The 17768-nt window shown below is 70.3% G+C and carries 22 protein-coding genes; 11 read left to right on the forward strand and 11 right to left on the reverse strand.

What is annotated here, in order from left to right:
• A complete protein-coding gene (locus tag AAHM41_RS22045) occupies positions 1–348 on the reverse strand; it encodes a BP74-related protein (protein ID WP_342238733.1) in 348 nt (115 codons plus the stop codon).
• A gap of 335 nt (positions 349–683) precedes the next feature.
• Between AAHM41_RS22045 and AAHM41_RS22050 the strand changes: the two genes are divergently transcribed.
• The 3 genes from AAHM41_RS22050 to AAHM41_RS22060 all read left to right on the forward strand — a co-directional run bounded on the left by AAHM41_RS22050 (position 684) and on the right by AAHM41_RS22060 (position 2775).
• Positions 684–1472 carry an ABC transporter permease gene (locus AAHM41_RS22050; RefSeq protein WP_342238734.1) on the forward strand — a complete coding sequence of 263 codons (789 nt, stop codon included), beginning with the start codon at positions 684–686 and terminating at the stop codon, positions 1470–1472.
• On the forward strand, positions 1469–2341 hold the full coding sequence (locus AAHM41_RS22055; RefSeq protein ID WP_342238735.1) for an ABC transporter permease: 873 nt from the start codon (positions 1469–1471) through the stop codon (positions 2339–2341). The genes AAHM41_RS22050 and AAHM41_RS22055 overlap by 4 nt, the downstream gene beginning before the upstream one ends.
• Before the next feature lie 239 nt (positions 2342–2580).
• Positions 2581–2775, forward strand: coding sequence for a hypothetical protein (locus AAHM41_RS22060; RefSeq protein ID WP_342238736.1), 195 nt, complete (start codon positions 2581–2583; stop codon positions 2773–2775).
• A gap of 37 nt (positions 2776–2812) precedes the next feature.
• On the opposite strand, the gene AAHM41_RS22065 is transcribed toward AAHM41_RS22060, so the two are convergent.
• Positions 2813–3598, reverse strand: coding sequence for a polysaccharide deacetylase family protein (locus tag AAHM41_RS22065; RefSeq protein ID WP_342238737.1), 786 nt, complete (start codon positions 3596–3598; stop codon positions 2813–2815).
• Positions 3595–4416, reverse strand: a complete 822-nt coding sequence (locus tag AAHM41_RS22070; RefSeq protein WP_342238738.1) for a polysaccharide deacetylase family protein — start codon at positions 4414–4416, stop codon at positions 3595–3597. Before AAHM41_RS22070 ends, AAHM41_RS22065 begins: the two co-directional genes overlap by 4 nt.
• A 173-nt stretch (positions 4417–4589) precedes the next feature.
• On the opposite strand from AAHM41_RS22070, the gene AAHM41_RS22075 reads away from it, so the two are divergent.
• On the forward strand, positions 4590–5789 hold the full coding sequence (locus AAHM41_RS22075; RefSeq protein WP_342238739.1) for an aminoglycoside phosphotransferase family protein: 1200 nt from the start codon (positions 4590–4592) through the stop codon (positions 5787–5789).
• A 9-nt stretch (positions 5790–5798) separates the two neighbouring features.
• Here AAHM41_RS22075 and AAHM41_RS22080 read toward each other — a convergent pair whose 3' ends face one another.
• The gene (locus AAHM41_RS22080) at positions 5799–6386 is read right to left on the reverse strand and encodes an ActR/PrrA/RegA family redox response regulator transcription factor (protein ID WP_342238740.1); all 588 of its coding nucleotides are present in this window, start codon (positions 6384–6386) and stop codon (positions 5799–5801) included.
• Positions 6383–7762 carry an ActS/PrrB/RegB family redox-sensitive histidine kinase gene (locus AAHM41_RS22085; protein WP_342238741.1) on the reverse strand — a complete coding sequence of 460 codons (1380 nt, stop codon included), beginning with the start codon at positions 7760–7762 and terminating at the stop codon, positions 6383–6385. Before AAHM41_RS22085 ends, AAHM41_RS22080 begins: the two co-directional genes overlap by 4 nt.
• A 9-nt stretch (positions 7763–7771) precedes the next feature.
• On the opposite strand from AAHM41_RS22085, the gene AAHM41_RS22090 reads away from it, so the two are divergent.
• Together AAHM41_RS22090 and AAHM41_RS22095 are read left to right on the forward strand one after the other, a co-directional pair.
• Entirely contained in the window at positions 7772–8533 is a 762-nt protein-coding gene (locus tag AAHM41_RS22090) for an ABC transporter ATP-binding protein (protein ID WP_342238742.1), read from the forward strand.
• Positions 8530–9360, forward strand: a complete 831-nt coding sequence (locus AAHM41_RS22095; protein WP_342238743.1) for an ABC transporter permease — start codon at positions 8530–8532, stop codon at positions 9358–9360. The genes AAHM41_RS22090 and AAHM41_RS22095 overlap by 4 nt, the downstream gene beginning before the upstream one ends.
• Positions 9361–9367: 7 nt before the next feature.
• Here AAHM41_RS22095 and AAHM41_RS22100 read toward each other — a convergent pair whose 3' ends face one another.
• The 4 genes from AAHM41_RS22100 to AAHM41_RS22115 form a co-directional block, all read right to left on the reverse strand.
• Positions 9368–9961, reverse strand: a complete 594-nt coding sequence (locus AAHM41_RS22100; RefSeq protein WP_342238744.1) for an exopolysaccharide biosynthesis protein — start codon at positions 9959–9961, stop codon at positions 9368–9370.
• A gap of 79 nt (positions 9962–10040) precedes the next feature.
• A complete protein-coding gene (locus tag AAHM41_RS22105) occupies positions 10041–10490 on the reverse strand; it encodes a hypothetical protein (protein ID WP_342238745.1) in 450 nt (149 codons plus the stop codon).
• The gene (locus tag AAHM41_RS22110; RefSeq protein WP_342238746.1) at positions 10487–10786 is read right to left on the reverse strand and encodes a YkgJ family cysteine cluster protein; all 300 of its coding nucleotides are present in this window, start codon (positions 10784–10786) and stop codon (positions 10487–10489) included. The genes AAHM41_RS22105 and AAHM41_RS22110 overlap by 4 nt, the downstream gene beginning before the upstream one ends.
• Before the next feature lie 20 nt (positions 10787–10806).
• Complete coding sequence (locus AAHM41_RS22115) at positions 10807–11052, reverse strand: hypothetical protein (protein WP_342238747.1); 246 nt, start codon at positions 11050–11052, stop codon at positions 10807–10809.
• A 373-nt stretch (positions 11053–11425) separates the two neighbouring features.
• On the opposite strand from AAHM41_RS22115, the gene AAHM41_RS22120 reads away from it, so the two are divergent.
• Positions 11426–11638: a hypothetical protein gene (locus AAHM41_RS22120; RefSeq protein ID WP_342238748.1), complete on the forward strand. Its 213-nt coding sequence runs from the start codon at positions 11426–11428 to the stop codon at positions 11636–11638.
• 35 nt (positions 11639–11673) lie between these two features.
• Positions 11674–11931 (forward strand): hypothetical protein, encoded by a 258-nt coding sequence (locus AAHM41_RS22125; protein WP_342238749.1) that lies wholly within the window; start codon positions 11674–11676, stop codon positions 11929–11931.
• Between the two features lie 10 nt (positions 11932–11941).
• On the opposite strand, the gene AAHM41_RS22130 is transcribed toward AAHM41_RS22125, so the two are convergent.
• Positions 11942–12898, reverse strand: a complete 957-nt coding sequence (locus AAHM41_RS22130; RefSeq protein WP_342238750.1) for a threonine dehydratase — start codon at positions 12896–12898, stop codon at positions 11942–11944.
• Between the two features lie 86 nt (positions 12899–12984).
• Here AAHM41_RS22130 and AAHM41_RS22135 point away from each other — a divergent pair, with 86 nt between their 5' ends.
• Positions 12985–14406, forward strand: coding sequence for an aminotransferase-like domain-containing protein (locus AAHM41_RS22135; RefSeq protein WP_342238751.1), 1422 nt, complete (start codon positions 12985–12987; stop codon positions 14404–14406).
• On the opposite strand, the gene AAHM41_RS22140 is transcribed toward AAHM41_RS22135, so the two are convergent.
• Entirely contained in the window at positions 14343–14840 is a 498-nt protein-coding gene (locus AAHM41_RS22140) for an LEA type 2 family protein (RefSeq protein WP_342238752.1), read from the reverse strand. The genes AAHM41_RS22135 and AAHM41_RS22140 overlap by 64 nt on opposite strands.
• A gap of 98 nt (positions 14841–14938) precedes the next feature.
• Between AAHM41_RS22140 and AAHM41_RS22145 the strand changes: the two genes are divergently transcribed.
• Positions 14939–15469, forward strand: a complete 531-nt coding sequence (locus AAHM41_RS22145) for a cupin domain-containing protein (protein WP_342238753.1) — start codon at positions 14939–14941, stop codon at positions 15467–15469.
• Positions 15470–15831: 362 nt separating this feature from the next.
• Complete coding sequence (locus AAHM41_RS22150) at positions 15832–17661, forward strand: calcium-binding protein (RefSeq protein ID WP_342238754.1); 1830 nt, start codon at positions 15832–15834, stop codon at positions 17659–17661.
• Positions 17662–17768: the final 107 nt, after the last annotated feature.

Below are 17768 nucleotides of genomic sequence, written 5' to 3' on the forward strand. Positions count from 1 at the left end.
TTACGGTATGACCTCGCGGGTCAGCCGGGAGTCCCAGGGACACCAATGGCAGCCCGGCAGGAAGGCCCCGCACGCTTCGTCGAGATGGTCCTCCACATACATCATGTTCGCGTCGCAGACCTCGATCGCCTGGGAGAAGAAAGAGATCGAGTCGGGATCGAGATAAAAATTGAATCTCGGGTTGTAGGGCTGCTGCCGTTTGATGAGCCGCCCGTGAACGTGAATTTCTTGCTGTTCCTTTCCAGACAGGATGTCACGAGCTTTTTGTATTTTGTTGTCATCATTAAGCTGTATGATGAATTCCACGCCTGGGCTTGATTGTTGCATGAATGCGAAGAAGGCAGGCATTTTTCATTCTCCCAGAGTTATTAAGTTACAATGATAAATCTACTGGTAAATCGAACTTGGTAATTAGGGTATGTGTGTACTTGTCATGAGTCAATTGCTGAATATTGAATAAAGAATAATATTTTATGCAATATTTCGTTGTATTCCAAATATCGATACCGGGCTCATGGCCGCACGCGCCGGCCCTGGATTGCTTCGTCGGTTTCGCCTCGTCGCAATGACGGTGAGGGCGCTGTGAAAAGGTCTCGCTTGCGGGAGAGCCGGTCCGACGCCGCCGTTTGCCGGCCGCGGCGGGGCGGGCTATGGTCGCGCGCCCGCCGCCAATACGAACGACCATGCCGCAGCCCCGCCCGATCGGCCGCATCAACTGGATCGGCCTGTGGACCCTGACCGCCAAGGAGGTCCACCGCTTCCTCAAGGTCGCGACCCAGACCATCGCCGCCCCGGTCGTCACCACGCTGCTGTTCTATGCGATCTTCGCGCTCGCCCTGGGCGGTGCCACGCGGCAGGCCGCCGGGGTGCCGTTCCTGCAGTTCCTGGCGCCCGGGCTGATCATGATGGCGATGGCGCAGAACGCCTTCGCCAACACCTCCTCCTCGCTGATGATCGCCAAGATCCAGGGCAACATCGTCGACGTGCTGATGCCGCCTTTGGCACCGGCCGAGCTGGCGGCCGGCTACGTCGCCGGCGGCGTCGTCCGCGGCCTCTTGGTCGGGACGGTGACCTGGGCCGCGATCCGGATCTTCGTGCCGATCGATCCGGTCCATCCCGGCTTCGTGCTGTTCCACGGCCTCGCCGCGTCGATGATGCTGGCGCTGCTCGGCGCCATCGGCGGCATCTGGTCGGAGAAGTTCGACCACATCGCCGCCGTCACCAACTTCGTGGTGACGCCGCTGGCCTTCCTGTCCGGCACCTTCTACTCGCTCGACCGGCTGCCGCCGGCCTGGCACTTCGTCGCCCATCTCAACCCGTTCTTCTACATGATCGACGGGTTCCGCTACGGCTTCATCGGCGTCAGCGACGGCACCCTCGCGGTCGGCATCCTGGTCCTGCTCGGCGTCAACGCGGCGCTGCTGGCGCTGCTGCTGCGCATGCTCGCCACCGGCTACAAGCTGAAGGCGTGACGGTGCAGGTCCCGGCGGCGGCTGCCCGCCCCGCGGGGGCGGCTCGCCCGGCGGGGGCGGCCCGCCCGGTCCGGCGCTTCGGCGCGGTGCACTGGCTGGGCCTGGCCACGCTGTTCCGGCGCGAGTTCCGGGCCTATCTCAAGGACTGGCCGGAGACGGTCATCGCCCCGACCTTCTCGATCCTGCTCTATGTCGCGGTGTTCGCCGTCGCCTCGGGTGAGGCGACGGGGGATGCGGCCGGAGCGCCCGCCTGGGCCGGGCCCGGCGGCCTGCTGCCGTTCCTGGCGCCCGGGCTCGTCGTCCATGTCGTGATCCTGCGCGCGGCCGAGGCCACGGTCTACAGCATCACCTTCCTCAAGGTCGAACGGCTGGTCGGCGACATCCTGATGCCGCCGCTGGCGGCCTGGGAGGTGGCGGCCGGCTACGCCCTGGCCGGCACCGCCTCCGGCCTCGTCACCGGCCTGCCCTGCCTGATCGCCCTGCTGCTGACCGCCGGCACCGGCGTCGCCGACCCGGCGCTGCTGGCGCTGGTGCTGCTGCTCGGCGCCTTCCTGCTGGCCGCCGCCGGCACGCTGGTCGGGCTGTGGGCGGAGAAATGGGACCAGGCCGCCGCCTTCTTCGGCTTCCTGCTGATCCCCATGACCTTCCTGTCCGGCGTGTTCGCGCCGGTGGCGCTGCTGCCCGAACCGCTCGCCGCCGTGGTGGCGCTGAACCCGGTCTATTACGCGATCGACGCCGCCCGCATCGCCTTCGGCGGCGCCGGGGCCGAGCCGGTCGGCCGCAGCCTCGCGGTGCTGGCCGCCAGCGGTGCGGCGCTGTGGGCCTGCGCCGCCCTCCTCATCGCCCGCGGCTGGCGATTGAAGCCCTAAGCTCGCCTATTGTCGGACATGATCTTGTCCTGATCTCGGCCTCATCATTTCGGATATTGTCCTACGCCCGTGGACGACGGCGCTTTATTCAAAATTGTATCGATTTCAGCAGTGGGTCATCGGGATTTCACCGAAGAATCGACTGGACAGGGAACGTATTGTGCAGTGCAATGTTGATAGCTCTACCCGCCGGATTGTTTCGCCGCGTCAGGCATCGAATTGCGTAAGGGAGAGGTTCCGTGGGCCAGGCCATTCCTTCCACCAGCGACATTGTCATCAGCGCCTACGAGGCGCGCCGCGCCGCGGGCGCCGATGAATGGACGGCCTGCGACGCCGCGCTCGAGGCGTTCCGCAGACGTCACCCGGAAGCGTCGTCGGACCTGGCCAACACCTTCATCGCCGACGTGCTGCGCGACTACACCGCCCGACATTGAGGCGGCATTAGATCCGACATATTGCATTGCAGCGAAGTCAGGCGGCGCCGGACGCCGCGCCTGACTTGGATTGCCGGCCGGCTTCTGCCGCCACCTCGCGGCACAGCCGGAACTCGCTGCCCAGCCCCCGCGCCCGCTCGAACAGCCGCTCGATCATCGTGATCCGCGCCGCCCGGCCGACGCCGAGATCGGCGCGCGGATGCAGGGTCATGCAGGCATAGCCGTCGGTGGCGAGCAGCGCGTCCCACGCCTCGATCATGAAAGCCTCGGCCCGCGACTGGGTCAGGCGCTGGCCGAAATGGGTGGCGTCGGTCAGGCCCTGGCTGACCGGCAGCTCGACCATCCCGGCGCCGCCGTCGCCGTCCAGCGGATAGGGCGCGTCGTCGTCGATGAAGCTGCTGTCGTAGCGGTAGCCCAGGCGCTGCAAAATCGGGATGGTGCGGTTCGACAGCGTCCCGGTCGGGGCCCGGAAGCCGACCGGCGCCGTGCCGCACAGCGCGGTCAGCCGGGCCTGCGCCTCCTCCAGCACCGTATCCTCGCGGTCGCCCAGGCCGATATGGTCCTCGAAGGCCAGGCCGTTCGACGCCACCTCGTGGCCATCGGCCAGGCAGCGCTCCAGGAGGGCGCGGCAGCGCTCGGCCTCGAACACCGGCCAGAAGAAGGTGGCCTTGATCTCCGACCGGCGCAGCGACTCCAGCACCCGGGCCAGGCCGATGCGGTAGGTGTAGCGGCCGAGGCCCAGGCGGCCGAACAGCTCCACCTCCGGCACCGAAGCGGCCTCCGGGCCGACGCCGTGGACATTGACCGTGACCAGGGTGTTCATGGGCGCGGGTTCCTCCAGGCGCCGGGATCGGCCAGGCAGTGCTCGGCCAGCGTCCTCATGCGCAGGGCCGCGATGCCCGGCCGGGCCTGGGCGTGGCGCAGGAAGGCCTCGACCGCCGCGGCCCGGGCCGGCACGCCGGAGCCGCCATTGGCCTCCGGATGGATGATCAGCTGGACATAGCCGTCGCCGGCCTCGATCGCCGCCAGCTCCTGGATCCAGTTCTCCAGCACCTCCGACGCCAGCGCTCGGCCGATGGCGTACATCGGGTGGTCGTCCAGCGACACGATGTTGTTCGGCAGGATGGCGAAATCCGACTGCCCGGCCTCTTCCGGCAGCAGATAGGGCAGGTCGTCATCCTTCTCGCTGGCGTCGTAGCGATAGCCCAGGCGGCGCAGCACCGGCAGGGTCAGGCGGCTCTTGCGGCCGGAGGGCGAGCACCAGCCGACCGGGGCCTCGCCGACCGTGTCGGCGATGATCCGGTGGGTCTTCTCCAGCAGGGCCGGCTCGGAATCGCCCAGGTCCCAGCCCTCATGCTGGTAGCCATGCGCCGCCAGCTCGTGGCCGGCCCTATGGATGTCGCGGTACAGCTCGGGCCAGGTCTCGACGTCCTGGCCGCAGACGAAGAAGGTGGCCGGGATGCCCAGCCGGTCGAACATGTCGAGATAGCGCCGCACGCCGCGCCGGATGGCGTAGCGGCCGCGGCTGTGGATGCCGAGCGCGTTGAGGCCGCGCCCGGCCTCCTCCGACGGGCCGTCGACATGGACCGTGACGCACAGAACGGTCCGGGCGCCGCCCGGCCAGCGCGTTGGCGCCGCCATCGCTCGTCTCCGATTTTGATATCGTGTGAGACACAGACTGGCACGCGATCGGCGTGGCGATCAATATTATAGATAGACAAAGTACATCGCATCGGATGACCGGCCGTGCCGTGTATGCTCGCGGACAGGCCCGGCCGTGATCGGGTTCGTCACAGGCTGCGCCGGACCGATCGATGACCCCTTCCGAGATCCCACCGCGGACCGCCCGGCTGGTGCTGGTGACGCCGGATGGACGCGTCGTCGGTGCCCTGCCGCCGGTCGCCGCGACGACGCCGTGGTGGCAGGAGGCCGGGCCGGTGGTCCGGGCGGTCCGCGACCGCTTCGGCATCGACGCCACCATCCTGCGGCTCCTGGAGACCGAGCGCGACCGGCCGCATGGCGGCGCGGTGACCTATCTGGCCGAGGTCGCCCGGCCGGTGCCGGCCGAGCCCTGGGCCGGCACGCTCGACGAGCAGCCGCTGCGCCTGCCCTATGCCCGACTGGGCGGCCCGGCTGCGGACCTGGCCTGGGCCCGGCGGGTGCTGGACGGGCACGGCCTGCGGCCCGCGGGCGCGCCGGTGCAGGTCCGCAGCTGGAACCTGTCCAGCATCTGGCGGATTCCGGTCGAGGGGCAGGTGGCCTGGCTGAAGGCGGTGCCGCCCTTCTTCGCGCATGAGGGACGCCTGCTCGAGCGCCTGGCCGGCGGGCCGGTGCCCAGGCTGCTGGGGCAGGAGGACGGCTGCGTCCTGCTGGCCGAGATCCCGGGCGAGGACCTGTACGAGGCCGGGCCGGCGCAGCTGCTCGTCATGGTCGCGCTGCTGGCCGGCCTGCAGCGCTCCTGGCAGGGGCGGGTCGAGGAACTGCTGGCGCTCGGCCTGCCGGACTGGCGCGCGCCGGCGTTGGAGGCGGCGATCGCCGCGGTGGTGGAGCGGACGGCGGATGAGCTCGCGGCAGCCGACCGGGCGGTGCTGGCCGGATTCCTGCGCAGCCTGCCGCGCCGCTTCGCCGATATCGCCGCCTGCGGCCTCGACGACACGCTGGTGCATGGCGATTTCCACCCCGGCAATTGCCGCGGCGAGGGCGCGGCGATCACCCTGCTTGACTGGGGCGACAGCGGCGTCGGCCATCCGCTGCTGGACCAGCCGGCCTTCCTGACCCGGATCCCGGGCGAGGCGGTCGGGCCGGTCCGAACCCATTGGCACGAACGCTGGCGCGCGACCGTGCCGGGTTCGGACCCGGACCGGGCCGCGGCGCTGCTGGCGCCGGTGGCGGCCGCCCGGCAGGCGGTGATCTACCGGGGTTTCCTGGACCGCATCGAGCCGGCGGAGCGGGTCTATCACCGCCCCGACCCCGCCGACTGGCTGGGCCGGACCGCGGCGATCCTCGGCGGATAGACCGATGGGTCACCCCCGCGGGGCGTGCTTGTTCAGGATGCGCTGCAGCGTGCGGCGGTGCATCTTCAGCCGGCGTGCCGTCTCCGACACGTTGCGGTCGCACTGCTCGAATACGCGCTGGATGTGCTCCCACCGCACCCGGTCGGCCGACATCGGGTTCTCCGGCGGCGGCGGCAGCTTCTCGTCCGGGTTCAAGAGCGCCGCCTCGATCTGGTCGGCGTCGGTCGGCTTGGCCAAGTAGTCGACGGCGCCGGCCTTCACCGCCGCCACCGCCGTGGCGATGTTGCCATAGCCGGTCAGCATGATCACCCGGCTGTCCGGCCGCGCCTCATGCAGCACCGGCACGATGTCGAGGCCGTTGCCGTCACCCAGCCGCAGGTCCAGCACCGCGAAGGCGGGGGCGACGCGGCGGGCCAGGTCGATGCCGGTGGCGAGGCCGTCGGCGGTCACCACCTCGAAGCCCCGTTTCTCCATGGCGCGGGCCAGGCGGGTGCGGAAGGCGACGTCGTCGTCGACGATCAAAAGGCTCTTGGCCGCGTCGCGCGCCGGCAGCGGCGCCGGCTGTTCGGCGGTGAGGGTGGCAGGAGAGATGGTCATACCCAGGTCCTTTCTTTCCTCTCAAATTTGTGTCGCGGCCACGCAACTGCAATAACCGCGCCCCCTTGCGGGCCATTCGAGAAGGACAATTGGGCCCCGCTGTGCTCGAGCAGCGTGGCCGCGATGAAGATGCCGAGACCCATATGGTCGCTGTCCTCACCGCGGCCGGAGACATAGGGCTCGCCCAGCCGGCCGAGCAGCGCCAGTGGGAAGCCCGGGCCGTCGTCGATGATCTTCAGCACCACGGTCTTCGGTCCATATTCGGCGGCGATCTCGACCCGGTTTCGCGCGAACTGCAGCGCGTTCTGGATCAGATTGCCCAGGCCGTGGATCAATTCCGGCGTCCGCCGCAGCTGCAGCGCCTGGCCCGGCGGGCCCTCGGCGGCGGTGATGAACAGGCGGCGATTCTCGGCATGCAGGTAGCTTTCGGCCGCCGCGCCGGCCAGCGCCGGCAGGGTCATCAGCCGGAACGGATCCTCGTCGTCCGGCTCCGGCCGCCGCGCCAGCTCGGTCAGAATGTCGCGGCAGCGATTCACCTCCTGCTCCAAGAGGGCGATGTCCTCGGCCATCGGGTCGTCGGCCGGCACGTCGCGCCGCATCTCCCGCGCGATCAGGGTGATGGTGCCGAGCGGCGTGCCCAGCTGATGCGCCGCCGCCGCGGCCAGGCCGCCCAGCAGCGAGATCCGCTGCTCGCGCTCCAGCGCCATCTGGGTGGCGGCGAGCGCGTCCGACACCTGCCGGGCGTCGGCCGCGACCTGCCAGACATAATGCGAGACGAAGATGATCGAGATGCCCATCGCCAGCCCGACGCCGAGATGGTAGGGCGAACCGCTGGAGGGCATGCCGCCCGGCAGCGGATAATGCCAGAAGGCCAGCAGCACGACGCCGGCGATGGCCAGGCCGGTCAGCATCATCGTGCTGCGGTAGCTCAGCAGCGTGGCCGACACCGTCAGCGGTGCCAGCATCAGCACCACGAAGGGGTTCAGGAGGCCGCCGGTGAGGAACAGCAGCGCCACCAGCTGGCACATGTCGTAGCCGAGATAGAGCGCCGCGTCCCGCTCCACCAGGCGCAGCCGCCACTTGCCCTGGACGAAGGCGGCGACGTTCAGCGCCACCGAGATGGCGACGATCGCCAGCGCTGGCCACAGCGGCAGCTCGTAGCCCAGCCAGTAATGCACGAACAGGATGGTGGCGGCCTGACCGGCGACGGCGACCCAGCGGATCTTGATCAGGGTGATCTGGCTGATCCGCGCCCGCATCCGCCGGCCTGGGCTTACCTCGGGCGCTTCCGGCAGCGGCCGCAGCGCGGGGTCGCGCCCGAGCTCCGCCGCCGGCTTGATCCCGGCCCCCTGGTCATTTTCACCCTGTCCGTCCATTCTCGCTCCATGCTCTCCGACGGCGTCATCATAGCGGAGCGCCTGTCCAAGCGCTTCCATCCCGGCGCCGCGCCCGCGGTCGACGGCATTTCCTTCGTGGTGCCGCGCGGCTCGACCGTCGCGCTGCTGGGCGGCAACGGCGCCGGCAAGACCACCACGATCTCGATGCTGCTCGGCCTGCTGCTGCCGTCGGGCGGCCGCATCACCGTGCTCGGCCACGACATGGCGCGGGACCGCTGGGCTGTCCTGCCCCGGATGAACTTCTCGAGTCCCTATGTCGATCTGCCGCACCGGCTGACGGTGCGCGAGAACCTGGCGGTCTATGCCCGGCTGTACGGCGTGCGCGACCGCCGCAGCCGCATCGCCGAGCTGGCCGGGCTGCTGGACCTGACCGGGTTCCTCGACCGGCCCTCCGGCAAGCTCTCGGCCGGGCAGAAGACCCGGGTGGCGCTGGCTAAGGCGCTGGTCAACGCGCCGGAGCTGCTGCTGCTCGACGAGCCGACCGCCTCGCTCGACCCGGACACCGGCGACTGGGTGCGCGGCATGCTGGAGCGCTACCGGGCCGAGCGCGGCGCCACCATCCTGCTGGCCAGCCACAACATGGACGAGGTCGAGCGACTGAGCGACCAGGTGCTGATGCTGAAGGCCGGCAGGATCGTCGACCAGGGCTCGCCGGCCCATCTCATCGCCAAATACGGCCGCACCGACCTGGAGGAGGTGTTCCTCGACATCGCCCGCAGCCGCGGCGCGCTGGGGCAAGCGGCGCAATGAGCCGCACCCTCGCCTCGCCGACCGCCCTGCGCGGCTCGTCCTCGGGCCGCATCCTGGCGGTGATGCTGCGCCACCTCTACATCCTGCGCGGCTCGATGCCGCGGCTGGTCGAGCTGATGTACTGGCCGACGGTGCAGATGGTGGTCTGGGGCCTGATCACCGAAAGCCTGGCGCCGGCGATGAACTGGCAGGCCCAGGCCGCCGGCGTGCTGATCTCGGCGGTGCTGCTGTGGGACCTCTTGTTCCGGGCCCAGCTCGGCATGTCGATCTCCTTCCTCGAGGAGATGTGGAGCCGCAATCTCGGCCATCTCTTCGTCAGCCCCTTGCGACCCTGGGAATGGGTGGCGTCGCTGATGGCGATGAGCCTGATCCGCACCCTGGTCGGGGTGGTGCCGGCGGCCGTGCTGGCGATCCTGCTGTACCACTGGAACATCTTCTCGCTCGGCCTGCCGCTCTTGGCCTTTTTCGTCAATCTGATCGTCACGGGATGGGCCGTGGCCCTGGTGGTGCTGGCGCTGATCCTGCGCTACGGCATGGGGGCGGAGGGGCTGGCCTGGGCCATCGTCTTCGCCATCTCGCCGATCAGCGCGATCTACTATCCGGTCTCGGTGCTGCCCGGCTGGCTGCAAGGCGTGGCCCTGGCGCTGCCGCCGACCCATGTGTTCGAGGGCATGCGCGGCCTGCTGCACGGCCAGGGCTTCGACACCGGCCATTTCCTGGCCGCGATCGGCCTGAACGTGATCTGGCTCGGCCTCGGCAGTGCCGCCTTCCTCTGGGGCTTCCACACCGCCCGCAATCGCGGCTCGCTGCTGCAGCAGGGGGAGTAGGGCCGGCCTACAGGAACCCCCGCACCCAGCCCAGCTCGCCCATCGCCTGCCAGACGGCGCCGGCGGCGATGGCGAGCAGCAGGGCGGAGGCCGCGAGGGCGATGCAGAGCAGGATGCCGTCCTCCTCCAGATAGGCGATGGCGAGCAGGGCGATCGCCAGGGCCGGAGGGACGTTGCTCAAGGGAATCGGGGCCAGCAGCAGCAGGCCGAGCAGCAGCACCACCGGGCCGACCGCCCGCTTCGTCACCTCGAACGGCATCGGCCAGCGCGGATGGATGAAGCCCTCGATGGTACGCAGTGCCGGCACGGCGCGGCCGAGGGTGCGTGCCAGCCCTTCGGTCCGCACGCTGCGCTCGGCGACGCGGCGGGGGAAGGCCGGGCCGGCGTGGCCCAACATCATCTGCACCGCCAGGATGGCCAGCAGCGGGGCGACGATGGCGGATGCGCCCGGCATCGCCCCGAGCAGCGCCAGCAGCAGCATGACCAGGCCGAAGGAGCGGTTGCCCAGCCGGTCAACCAGCCAGCGCAAGGTCACGCGCTCGGCATCGGCGTCGCGCAGCAGGCCGTCGAGCAGGGCGGAGGTCGGGATCCGGGCCGTCATCTCGCCGGCAGGATACCCGAAGGCTCTCTCGCTGGGAGTCAATCCTGGCCTCAGGGGCCTGGCCTCAGGGGGCTTGGCCTCAGGGGTAGGATCCCAGCGTCGCCGCCAGGCGGTTCGCCAGGCCGCAGGCCTTGGTCCTGCGGCCGGGGCTGAGCCGGGCGGCCAGGGTGCGGTATCCGGCCGCGGCCGCGGCGCGCTCGGCGCCGGTCGCCCGTGCCGCGGCCACCAGGAACCAGGCGCCGGCGCGGACCTGGTCGCCCGAGGCCGCGGGGCTGTCGGCGTAGAGCTCGGCCAGCCGGAGCTGGGCGCGCGGCAGGCCGTTGCCGGCGGCCAGCAGCAGCCAGCGCAGCGCCTCGGCCCGGTCGCCGGGGATGGTGTAGCCGTTGTCGTCGACGCGGCTGTCGCTGATCACGCCGAGATTGTACTGCGCGGCCGCGTCGCCGGCCTCCGCGGCGCGCCGCAGCGCCCTCAGATCGGAGGTCGCCGGGACCAGGCGGGGCGGTGCTGCCGGATCAGCCGGCGCGCTCACGCCGCCAGTCCCAGGGCGGCCCTTGCGATCCGGCAGGCATCGTCGCCCGGCACGCAGTCGCGGCAGACCACCGGCCGGTCGGCATAGACCATGCAGCGGGTGGACCGGCCGATCTCGCCCTCCAGGGCGGAACAGCGGTCGCCGTCGCAGCGCATCCGGTCATCGTCCCGGTAGCGCTGGGGAACGCGCTCGATCTCGGCGTCGCTCTCGGTCCAGAACCGCGGCCAGTCGCGGGAAAAGGCGCAGCAGGCGCCGCAGGCCTGGCAATCGAACACCGCGGCCCCGGCGTGGGACATCTCGCCCATCTCAGCCCCGGTCAGGCGCTGCGCTGCTTGCGCGGGGTGCGTTGCATGGCGTCGGCGCTGCGCGGCACCTGGGAGAGGTCGGCCTCGGGCACCATGCGCTCCTCCAGCCCGACCACGGCCCGGACCCGGTAGAGCCGGCCGGAGGATTCGCTCGGGTAATGCGCCACCACGGTGTAGGCGCCGGCGATCGCGGAGCTGGGGCTGGGCCGCCGCCAGATGTAGACGGTGCTGCCAATAGCGTATCGGTTGTTGGTCATTCCTGCATTTCTGCGTCCGGCGGGGGGACGCGGTAAGGGGCGGCCCGTCCATCGCGTCGCGGCCTTGAACCGGCGGGACGCATGTGACCGCAAGTGCACTCCGTCGCCGCGGGCACTCTGCGCATCGGGCTCTTAATAATCCTAAGATAATATAGCCTAGAACGAATCCGGAAGCGTGTCTGCAAAAATCGTCCAGGCCCGTGTCTTCAGGTATATCGCAAGATGCGGTTGGCGGCTGCAGCGATTTGATTTTTTCGCCACGGCCTGGAAATTTGCAGCCGGCGGTGCCATGGCCGGTGATTTCGAAATATTATCTGGTCAAGCTGGGGCGGCGGGGCCATGCTGGCCGGCGAACCAACAAGGACATCTCGACATGACGGCAGGTGAAATCCGCCTCCCGGCGTATGGCAAGGACCCGGGGACCGCGAAGGCGGCGGAGCGCCAGGCCCGCGAGGCGCGCCAGGACGCCGAACGCTATGCCCGGCGCGGCAACATGACCATGCATGCGATCTCGCTGCAGGCGGCCCGTGAGCTCGAGGAGGCGGCCGCCGCCCATCGCGGCCCGGCGCCGAAGGAACGCCGTTGACGGACAGCAAAGGGTTGCCGGGCCGGAAGAGACCGATGGCGTTCTACAAGCTGTATCCGCGCGACTGGAACGACGAGAGCTGGCGCGGCGAGACCCGGTCGGTGCTGATCGTCCGGGCCGGGAGCGAGATCGAGGCGCGGGCCACGGCCAGCGCCTGGGACATGCCCTCCGACCACGCCGAGCAGGCACGGTGGTCGAAGCGCTGGACCTCGCCCGAGGTGACCCGCTGCAAGGAGCTGGCCGGGGACGGCGAGCCGGAGGTCCTCCTGGCCGGGCGGCGACGCCGGCCGTGACCTCGCGTCCCTAACCCTCCGCTAGCACCCTTCGCGCCACCGCCAGGTCGATGTTGCCGCCGGTCAGGATCAGGCCGACGCGCTTGCCCTGCATCCGCCCGCGTTCCTGCAGCAGCGCCGCCAGGGCCGCCGCGCCGGCGCCCTCGGCCAGGTTGTGGGTGTCGGTCCAGTAGGCGCGCAACGCCGCGGCGACCTCGTCGTCGGTCACCCGCACAATCCGCTCGGCGCCCGCCCGGATGATGGCGAAGGCCTCGGGGTCCGGCACCCGGCAGGCCATGCCGTCGGCGAAGGTCTGCGCGGTCTCGGTCGTCACCACTCGCCCGGCCTCGAGCGACAGCGCCATTGCCGGCGCCTCGGTCGAGACCACGCCGACGATCCGGGTCTTCAGGCCCAAGAGATCGCGGGTGCGGATCAGGCCGGAGATGCCTGAGCCCATGCCGATCGGCACATAGACGGTGTCGAGGTCGGCCACCGCCCGGAACAGCTCCAGCGCATAGGTGGCGGCGCCGCGCATCAGGTCGGGATGGAAGGCCGGCGCCATCTCCAGCCCGCGCTCCCCGGCCAGGTGCCGGGCATGGCCATAGGCCTCGTCGAAGTCGCGGCCATGCTCCACCAGCTCGGCCCCGAAGGCGCGCATGGCGGCGTTCTTCTCCACCGAATTGCCCTGCGGCACGACGACGGTGACGGCCAGGCCGGTGCCGCGCGCCGCGAAGGGCAGGCTCTGGCCGTGATTGCCGCGCGTCGCCGTGACGATGCCGCGCACCTCCGGCCGGCGGCGGCGCAGCGCGTCGATGAAGACCAGCCCGTTGCGCGCCTTGTAGGCGCCGATCGGGGTGTGGTTCTCATGCTTGACCCAGACCTCGCAGCCGGTGCGCGCGGCCAGCAGCGGCCAGGCGAATTGCGGGGTCGGCGGCATGGTCGCATGCACCAGCCGGGCGGCATCCTCGAGGGCGGTCAGGTCGAACATGGGTCGGCGCTCCGATGTCGGGATTGACCCCAGCATCGGCGGAGCGGATTGTGTGGGTCAATGAAGACATTGTCTGGCAGACAAGAATGTGGGTCCCAAGCCTGGAAGGGCGCAGCCCGGTCCGCTACCTCGCCATCGTCGAGGCGCTGGCCGACGCCATCGCCGCCGGCGACCTGCGGCCCGGCGAGCGGCTGCCGACCCATCGCGACCTGGCCTGGAAGCTCGGGCTGAACGTCAGCACCGTGACCCAGGCCTATCGCGAGGCCGCGCGGCGGCACCTGGTCTCGGGCGAGGTCGGGCGCGGCACCTATGTGCTGGCCGCCAGCCGCGAGGCCGCGCTGTTCGGCCTCAAGTCGGTCGCGGCGGCCCATGGCGTCCAGGGCGGCCCGGCGCCGATCGACCTGTCGACCAATGTCCCGGCGGTCGACCCGGATAGCACCGACCTCGCCGCCGCCTTGGCCGCGGTCGCCGCCGAGGGCCGGATCGACGCCGCCCTGGCCTATCATTCGCCGGCGCTGCTGCGGCGGGCCGGGATTGGCGGCGCCGCCTGGCTGGCCGCGCGCGGCCTGCACCTCAGGCCGGCCGATGTGGTGCCCTGCGCCGGGGCGCAGGCGGCACTGACCGCGGTGCTGCTGCAGCTTTGCGCCCCCGGCGACCCGGTGCTGGTCGAGGATCTGGCCTTCCCCGGCCTCAAGGCGGCGGCGCGCTGGCTGCGGCTGCCGCTGCACGGTGTCGCCATGGACGGCGAAGGCGTGCTGCCCGAGGCGCTGGACCGCGCCGCCCGCGCCACCGGCGCCAGGGTCGTGGTGCTGGTGCCGAACCTGCAGAACCCGACCGGCGCGGTGATGGGCCCGGCGCGGCAGGCCGAGATCGCCGCGGTCGCCCGCCGCCACGGGCTGTGGCTGGTCGAGGACGACGCCTATGGCGCGTTGACCGACCGGCCGCCGCTGATGGCGCTGGTGCCGGAGCGCGGCGTGCTGGTCACCAGCCTGTCCAAGACCGTGGCGGCCGGGCTGCGCTTCGGCGTGGTCGCCGGCGCCTGCGCCCCGGTGCGCGACCTGGCCGGGCAGATCCACGCCACCAGCTGGCCGCTGGCGCCGCTGATGGGCGAGGTCGCCTGCCGCTGGATCGAGGACGGCACCGCCGCCCGCCGCCTGGCCTGGCAGCGGGCGGAGATCGCGGCCCGGCACGCCCAGGCCCGGCGCGCTTTGCCCGGGCTGGTGCCGCCCGACCGCGTGCCCGGCCCGCATCTCTGGCTGCCGCGGGACGGCGATGCCGGCGCCGTGGCGGCCCGCTGCCTCGCCGCCGGGGTCGAGGTGGTGGCCGCCGATGTCTTCGCGGTGACGCGCGAGGCGCCGCAGGGCCTGCGCCTCAGCCTCGCCGCCGCCAGCAGCCGGGCCGAGCTGGCCGAGGCGCTGGCGAGGCTGCGCGGGGTGCTCGACGCTCAGAACGGCAACAAGGAATCCCTCAGCGTGTCCCGCAGCGAGAACACCGTGCCCTCGTCCTGATAGGGGATCTGGCGGCCGGCGCTGAGGAACACGCCCTCGACCCGCCATTTCAGCTCGCCGCGGCGGCCGATCGTGGCCAGCTGGTCGACCAAGCCGAGGCCGGAGCCACGCATCGGCACCGACACCTCGCGCTCGCCGCGGGCCGGCAGCAGGAAGGGCCGGTCGGCCCGGCCGCTGCCGAATTCGCGCCCGTTCAGCTCGATCGCCACGGTCATGGCGTCGACCTGCAACCCGGTGCCCGCCTGCTCCTCGACCCGCAGCAGCGCCTCCCAGCGCTGCTCGAACATGGTGGCGTCCAGGGGCCGCAGGTCGATGATGCCGACCCGGGGCGGCGGCGGCCCGGCGAAGGGCGCGGCGCAGGCGGCGAGGGCGCCGGCTGGCAGCAGGGCGAGAAGGCGGCGGCGGTCGATCGGTCGGCGTGTCGGTCGGTTCATGGTCCCCGAGGCTCGGTGGCGAATCTGTCAGCGACATGGCATCGGCGGCGGCACTCGGCTAGCCTCGCCCATCGCCGCGCCACCCGGGGGAATTTCGCATGGCACCGACCGACCGCCCGTCCTGCATCGCGCATTGGACCGAGATCGAAGGACCGGACGACAGCCACTACAAGGGCGACGACGAGCTGATGAGCATCGGCGCGCCTCTCGCCCGGCATTTCGGCCTGACCCGGATCGGCATCCACCACGAGCGGCTGCCGCCCGGCCGCCGCACCTCCTATCCCCATGCCGAGAGCCATGAGGAGGAGTTCGTCTATGTCCTCGAGGGCACGCCCGACGCCTGGCTCGACGGCGTGCTGCACCGGCTCAAGCCCGGCGACGCGGTCGGCTTCCCGGCCGGCACCGGCCAGTGCCACAGCTTCATCAACAACACCGAGGCCGAGGTGCGCCTGCTGGTCATCGGCGAGACGCCGAAGCCGGAGAACCGCATCATCTACCCGCGCAACCCGGAGCGGAAGCCGATGCGGACCGACTGGTGGGACGACGCGCCGGCGCGCCCCATGGGCGACCATGACGGCCTGTCGGACAGGGTCCGGGCGGCGCGCCGTAAAGCCGAAGACTCGAAATAATATTAGCATCTTGTCTCCAAAGAATTCGCATGGTATTATAATTCTGCAATAATACTATATGCACAGATCTGGATTCCACTGCGCAGCCTGAAACCTGCGCTTTGCCGAAGCAGATCTGATGCGGCCGCGAAGCGCGATCCTCCAGACTTGCGGGTCTGTTGCCGATACAGCTGCTGCGCGGGACTGGGGCGGGCTGACCGCCGCTGTGGAGCAATCACGACTGCTGGAGGGCACCCTTCGCCCTTGCGTCTGCGCGGATGCGTCCGCGCGGGACTGTTTCGCCCGGCCGGCGAAGCGTGCGGTGGCGTCTGTCCGGTATCCGCCTTCGACGCAGGCTCAAACACGTCATCAAGGAGGAAACCATGGTCGCGATTTTCGGGACGCTCTTGAACGACGTCCTGTTCGGGTCGGCGGTCGCCGACATCATCTGGGGGCGCGGCGGCAACGACACGATCTTCGGCCTCGCCGGCAGCGATGTGCTGATCGGCGGCGCCGGCAACGACGTCCTGAACGGAGGCCTCGGCGTCGACACGATGATCGGCGGCGACGGCAACGACACCTATGTCGTCGACAACGGCGCCGATGATGTCAGCGAAAGCGGAACCGGGATCGATACGGTCAACGCCTCGGTCTCGTTCAGCATCGCGGCCGACGGGCTGGTCGAGAACCTGACCCTGCTCGGCGCCGCGGTGGTCGGCGTCGGCAACGCCCTCGGCAACACGATCCAGGGCAATGCCGCGAACAACGTGTTGGCCGGCCTGGGCGGCAACGACAGGCTCCTCGGCTTCGGCGGCAATGACAGCCTGGATGGTGGTGAAGGCAACGACCGGCTCGACGGCGGCGTCGGCGCCGATCTGATGACCGGCGGCAACGGCAACGACACCTATGTCGTCGACAACGGCTTCGACAATGTGAACGAGGCCGGCACCGGCATCGACACGGTCGAGAGCGCCATCAGCCTCAGCATCGCCGGGGATGCACTGGTCGAGAACCTGACCCTCACCGCCCTGGCCGCGATCGTCGGCATCGGCAACGTCCTTGGCAACACGATCGTGGGCAACGCCGCGAACAACACGCTGAACGGCCTCGGCGGCAACGACACGCTTCTCGGTCTCGGCGGCAATGATTCACTGATTGGCGACGAGGGTGCCGACCGGCTCGACGGCGGCGCCGGCGCCGATCTGATGAGCGGCGGCAACGGCAGCGACACCTACGTCGTCGATGCCTTCGGCGACAATGTGAACGAGGCCGGCACCGGCATCGACCTGGTCCAGAGCGCGGTCAATTTCAATCTCGCCGGGGATGTCCTCGTCGAGAACCTGACCCTGACCGGCGGCGCGGTCTTCGGCTTCGGCAACGCCCTCAACAACGTGATCCAGGGCAACGCCGCGAACAACACCCTGGCCGGTGCGGCCGGCAACGACACGCTCCTCGGCCTCGGCGGCAATGACAGCCTGAGCGGTGGCGAGGGCGCCGACCGGCTCGACGGCGGCTCCGGCAGCAACCTGCTGACCGGGGGCAACGGCAGCGACACCTATATCGTCGACGACGCCGTGGCCGACAACGTCAACGAGACCGGCACCGGCATCGACCTGGTGCTGAGCTCGGCCACCTTCAGCCTGGCCGGGGACGCGTTGGTCGAGAACCTGACCCTGACCGGCGCGGGCGCGATCAGCGGTTTCGGTAACGCCCTGAACAACAGCATCATCGGCAACCTCGCCGACAACGTGCTGTCCGGCGGCTTCGGCAACGATGTCCTGTCGGGAAGCGGCGGCGACGACGATCTGGTCGGCGGGGCTGGGAATGACAGCCTGTTCGGCGGGACCGGGGTCGACGTGCTCACCGGCGGCCTGGGGGTCGATCTCCTGATCGGCGGGGCGGGCCCCGACAACTTCGTGTTCACCGGCGTGGCCGACTCGCCGGTCGGCACGCCCGACGTGATCGGCGATTTCGTCGAGGCCGGCGACACCGACTTCATCGACCTGTCGGCGATCGACGCCAACACTCTGTTGCCAGGCAACCAGGCCTTCACCTTCGTCGGGCTGTTCTTCCCGAACGATCCGGGCGAGGTCGGCTTCGTCCAGGTCGGCGGCAACACCTTCGTGCGTGGCAACGTGAACGGCGGCGCCGTTGACTTCTTGATCCAGTTGAACGGCCTGCATGCCCTGACGGCCGCGGATTTCATCCTGTAGCGGCTGCGCTTCGGGGGGGGCGGGCCGGCGCCCCCCAGCCGGACAAACAAACGCGGGGGGGGGCCGCCCCCCCAGGTGGCCCAAGCCCGCGAAGGGGCTTTTGGGGG

Source organism: Inquilinus sp. OTU3971, from assembly GCF_038440215.1.

Coding starts and splice junctions, on each gene's coding strand:
- AAHM41_RS22045 (WP_342238733.1), bottom strand. CDS start 348: ATGCCTGCCTTCTTCGCATTCATGCAACAATCAAGCCCAGGCGTGGAA.
- AAHM41_RS22050 (WP_342238734.1), top strand. CDS start 684: ATGCCGCAGCCCCGCCCGATCGGCCGCATCAACTGGATCGGCCTGTGG.
- AAHM41_RS22065 (WP_342238737.1), bottom strand. CDS start 3,598: ATGAACACCCTGGTCACGGTCAATGTCCACGGCGTCGGCCCGGAGGCC.
- AAHM41_RS22070 (WP_342238738.1), bottom strand. CDS start 4,416: ATGGCGGCGCCAACGCGCTGGCCGGGCGGCGCCCGGACCGTTCTGTGC.
- AAHM41_RS22075 (WP_342238739.1), top strand. CDS start 4,590: ATGACCCCTTCCGAGATCCCACCGCGGACCGCCCGGCTGGTGCTGGTG.
- AAHM41_RS22080 (WP_342238740.1), bottom strand. CDS start 6,386: ATGACCATCTCTCCTGCCACCCTCACCGCCGAACAGCCGGCGCCGCTG.
- AAHM41_RS22085 (WP_342238741.1), bottom strand. CDS start 7,762: ATGGACGGACAGGGTGAAAATGACCAGGGGGCCGGGATCAAGCCGGCG.
- AAHM41_RS22090 (WP_342238742.1), top strand. CDS start 7,772: ATGCTCTCCGACGGCGTCATCATAGCGGAGCGCCTGTCCAAGCGCTTC.
- AAHM41_RS22095 (WP_342238743.1), top strand. CDS start 8,530: ATGAGCCGCACCCTCGCCTCGCCGACCGCCCTGCGCGGCTCGTCCTCG.
- AAHM41_RS22100 (WP_342238744.1), bottom strand. CDS start 9,961: ATGACGGCCCGGATCCCGACCTCCGCCCTGCTCGACGGCCTGCTGCGC.
- AAHM41_RS22110 (WP_342238746.1), bottom strand. CDS start 10,786: ATGTCCCACGCCGGGGCCGCGGTGTTCGATTGCCAGGCCTGCGGCGCC.
- AAHM41_RS22115 (WP_342238747.1), bottom strand. CDS start 11,052: ATGACCAACAACCGATACGCTATTGGCAGCACCGTCTACATCTGGCGG.
- AAHM41_RS22120 (WP_342238748.1), top strand. CDS start 11,426: ATGACGGCAGGTGAAATCCGCCTCCCGGCGTATGGCAAGGACCCGGGG.
- AAHM41_RS22125 (WP_342238749.1), top strand. CDS start 11,674: ATGGCGTTCTACAAGCTGTATCCGCGCGACTGGAACGACGAGAGCTGG.
- AAHM41_RS22130 (WP_342238750.1), bottom strand. CDS start 12,898: ATGTTCGACCTGACCGCCCTCGAGGATGCCGCCCGGCTGGTGCATGCG.
- AAHM41_RS22135 (WP_342238751.1), top strand. CDS start 12,985: ATGTGGGTCCCAAGCCTGGAAGGGCGCAGCCCGGTCCGCTACCTCGCC.
- AAHM41_RS22140 (WP_342238752.1), bottom strand. CDS start 14,840: ATGAACCGACCGACACGCCGACCGATCGACCGCCGCCGCCTTCTCGCC.
- AAHM41_RS22145 (WP_342238753.1), top strand. CDS start 14,939: ATGGCACCGACCGACCGCCCGTCCTGCATCGCGCATTGGACCGAGATC.
- AAHM41_RS22150 (WP_342238754.1), top strand. CDS start 15,832: ATGGTCGCGATTTTCGGGACGCTCTTGAACGACGTCCTGTTCGGGTCG.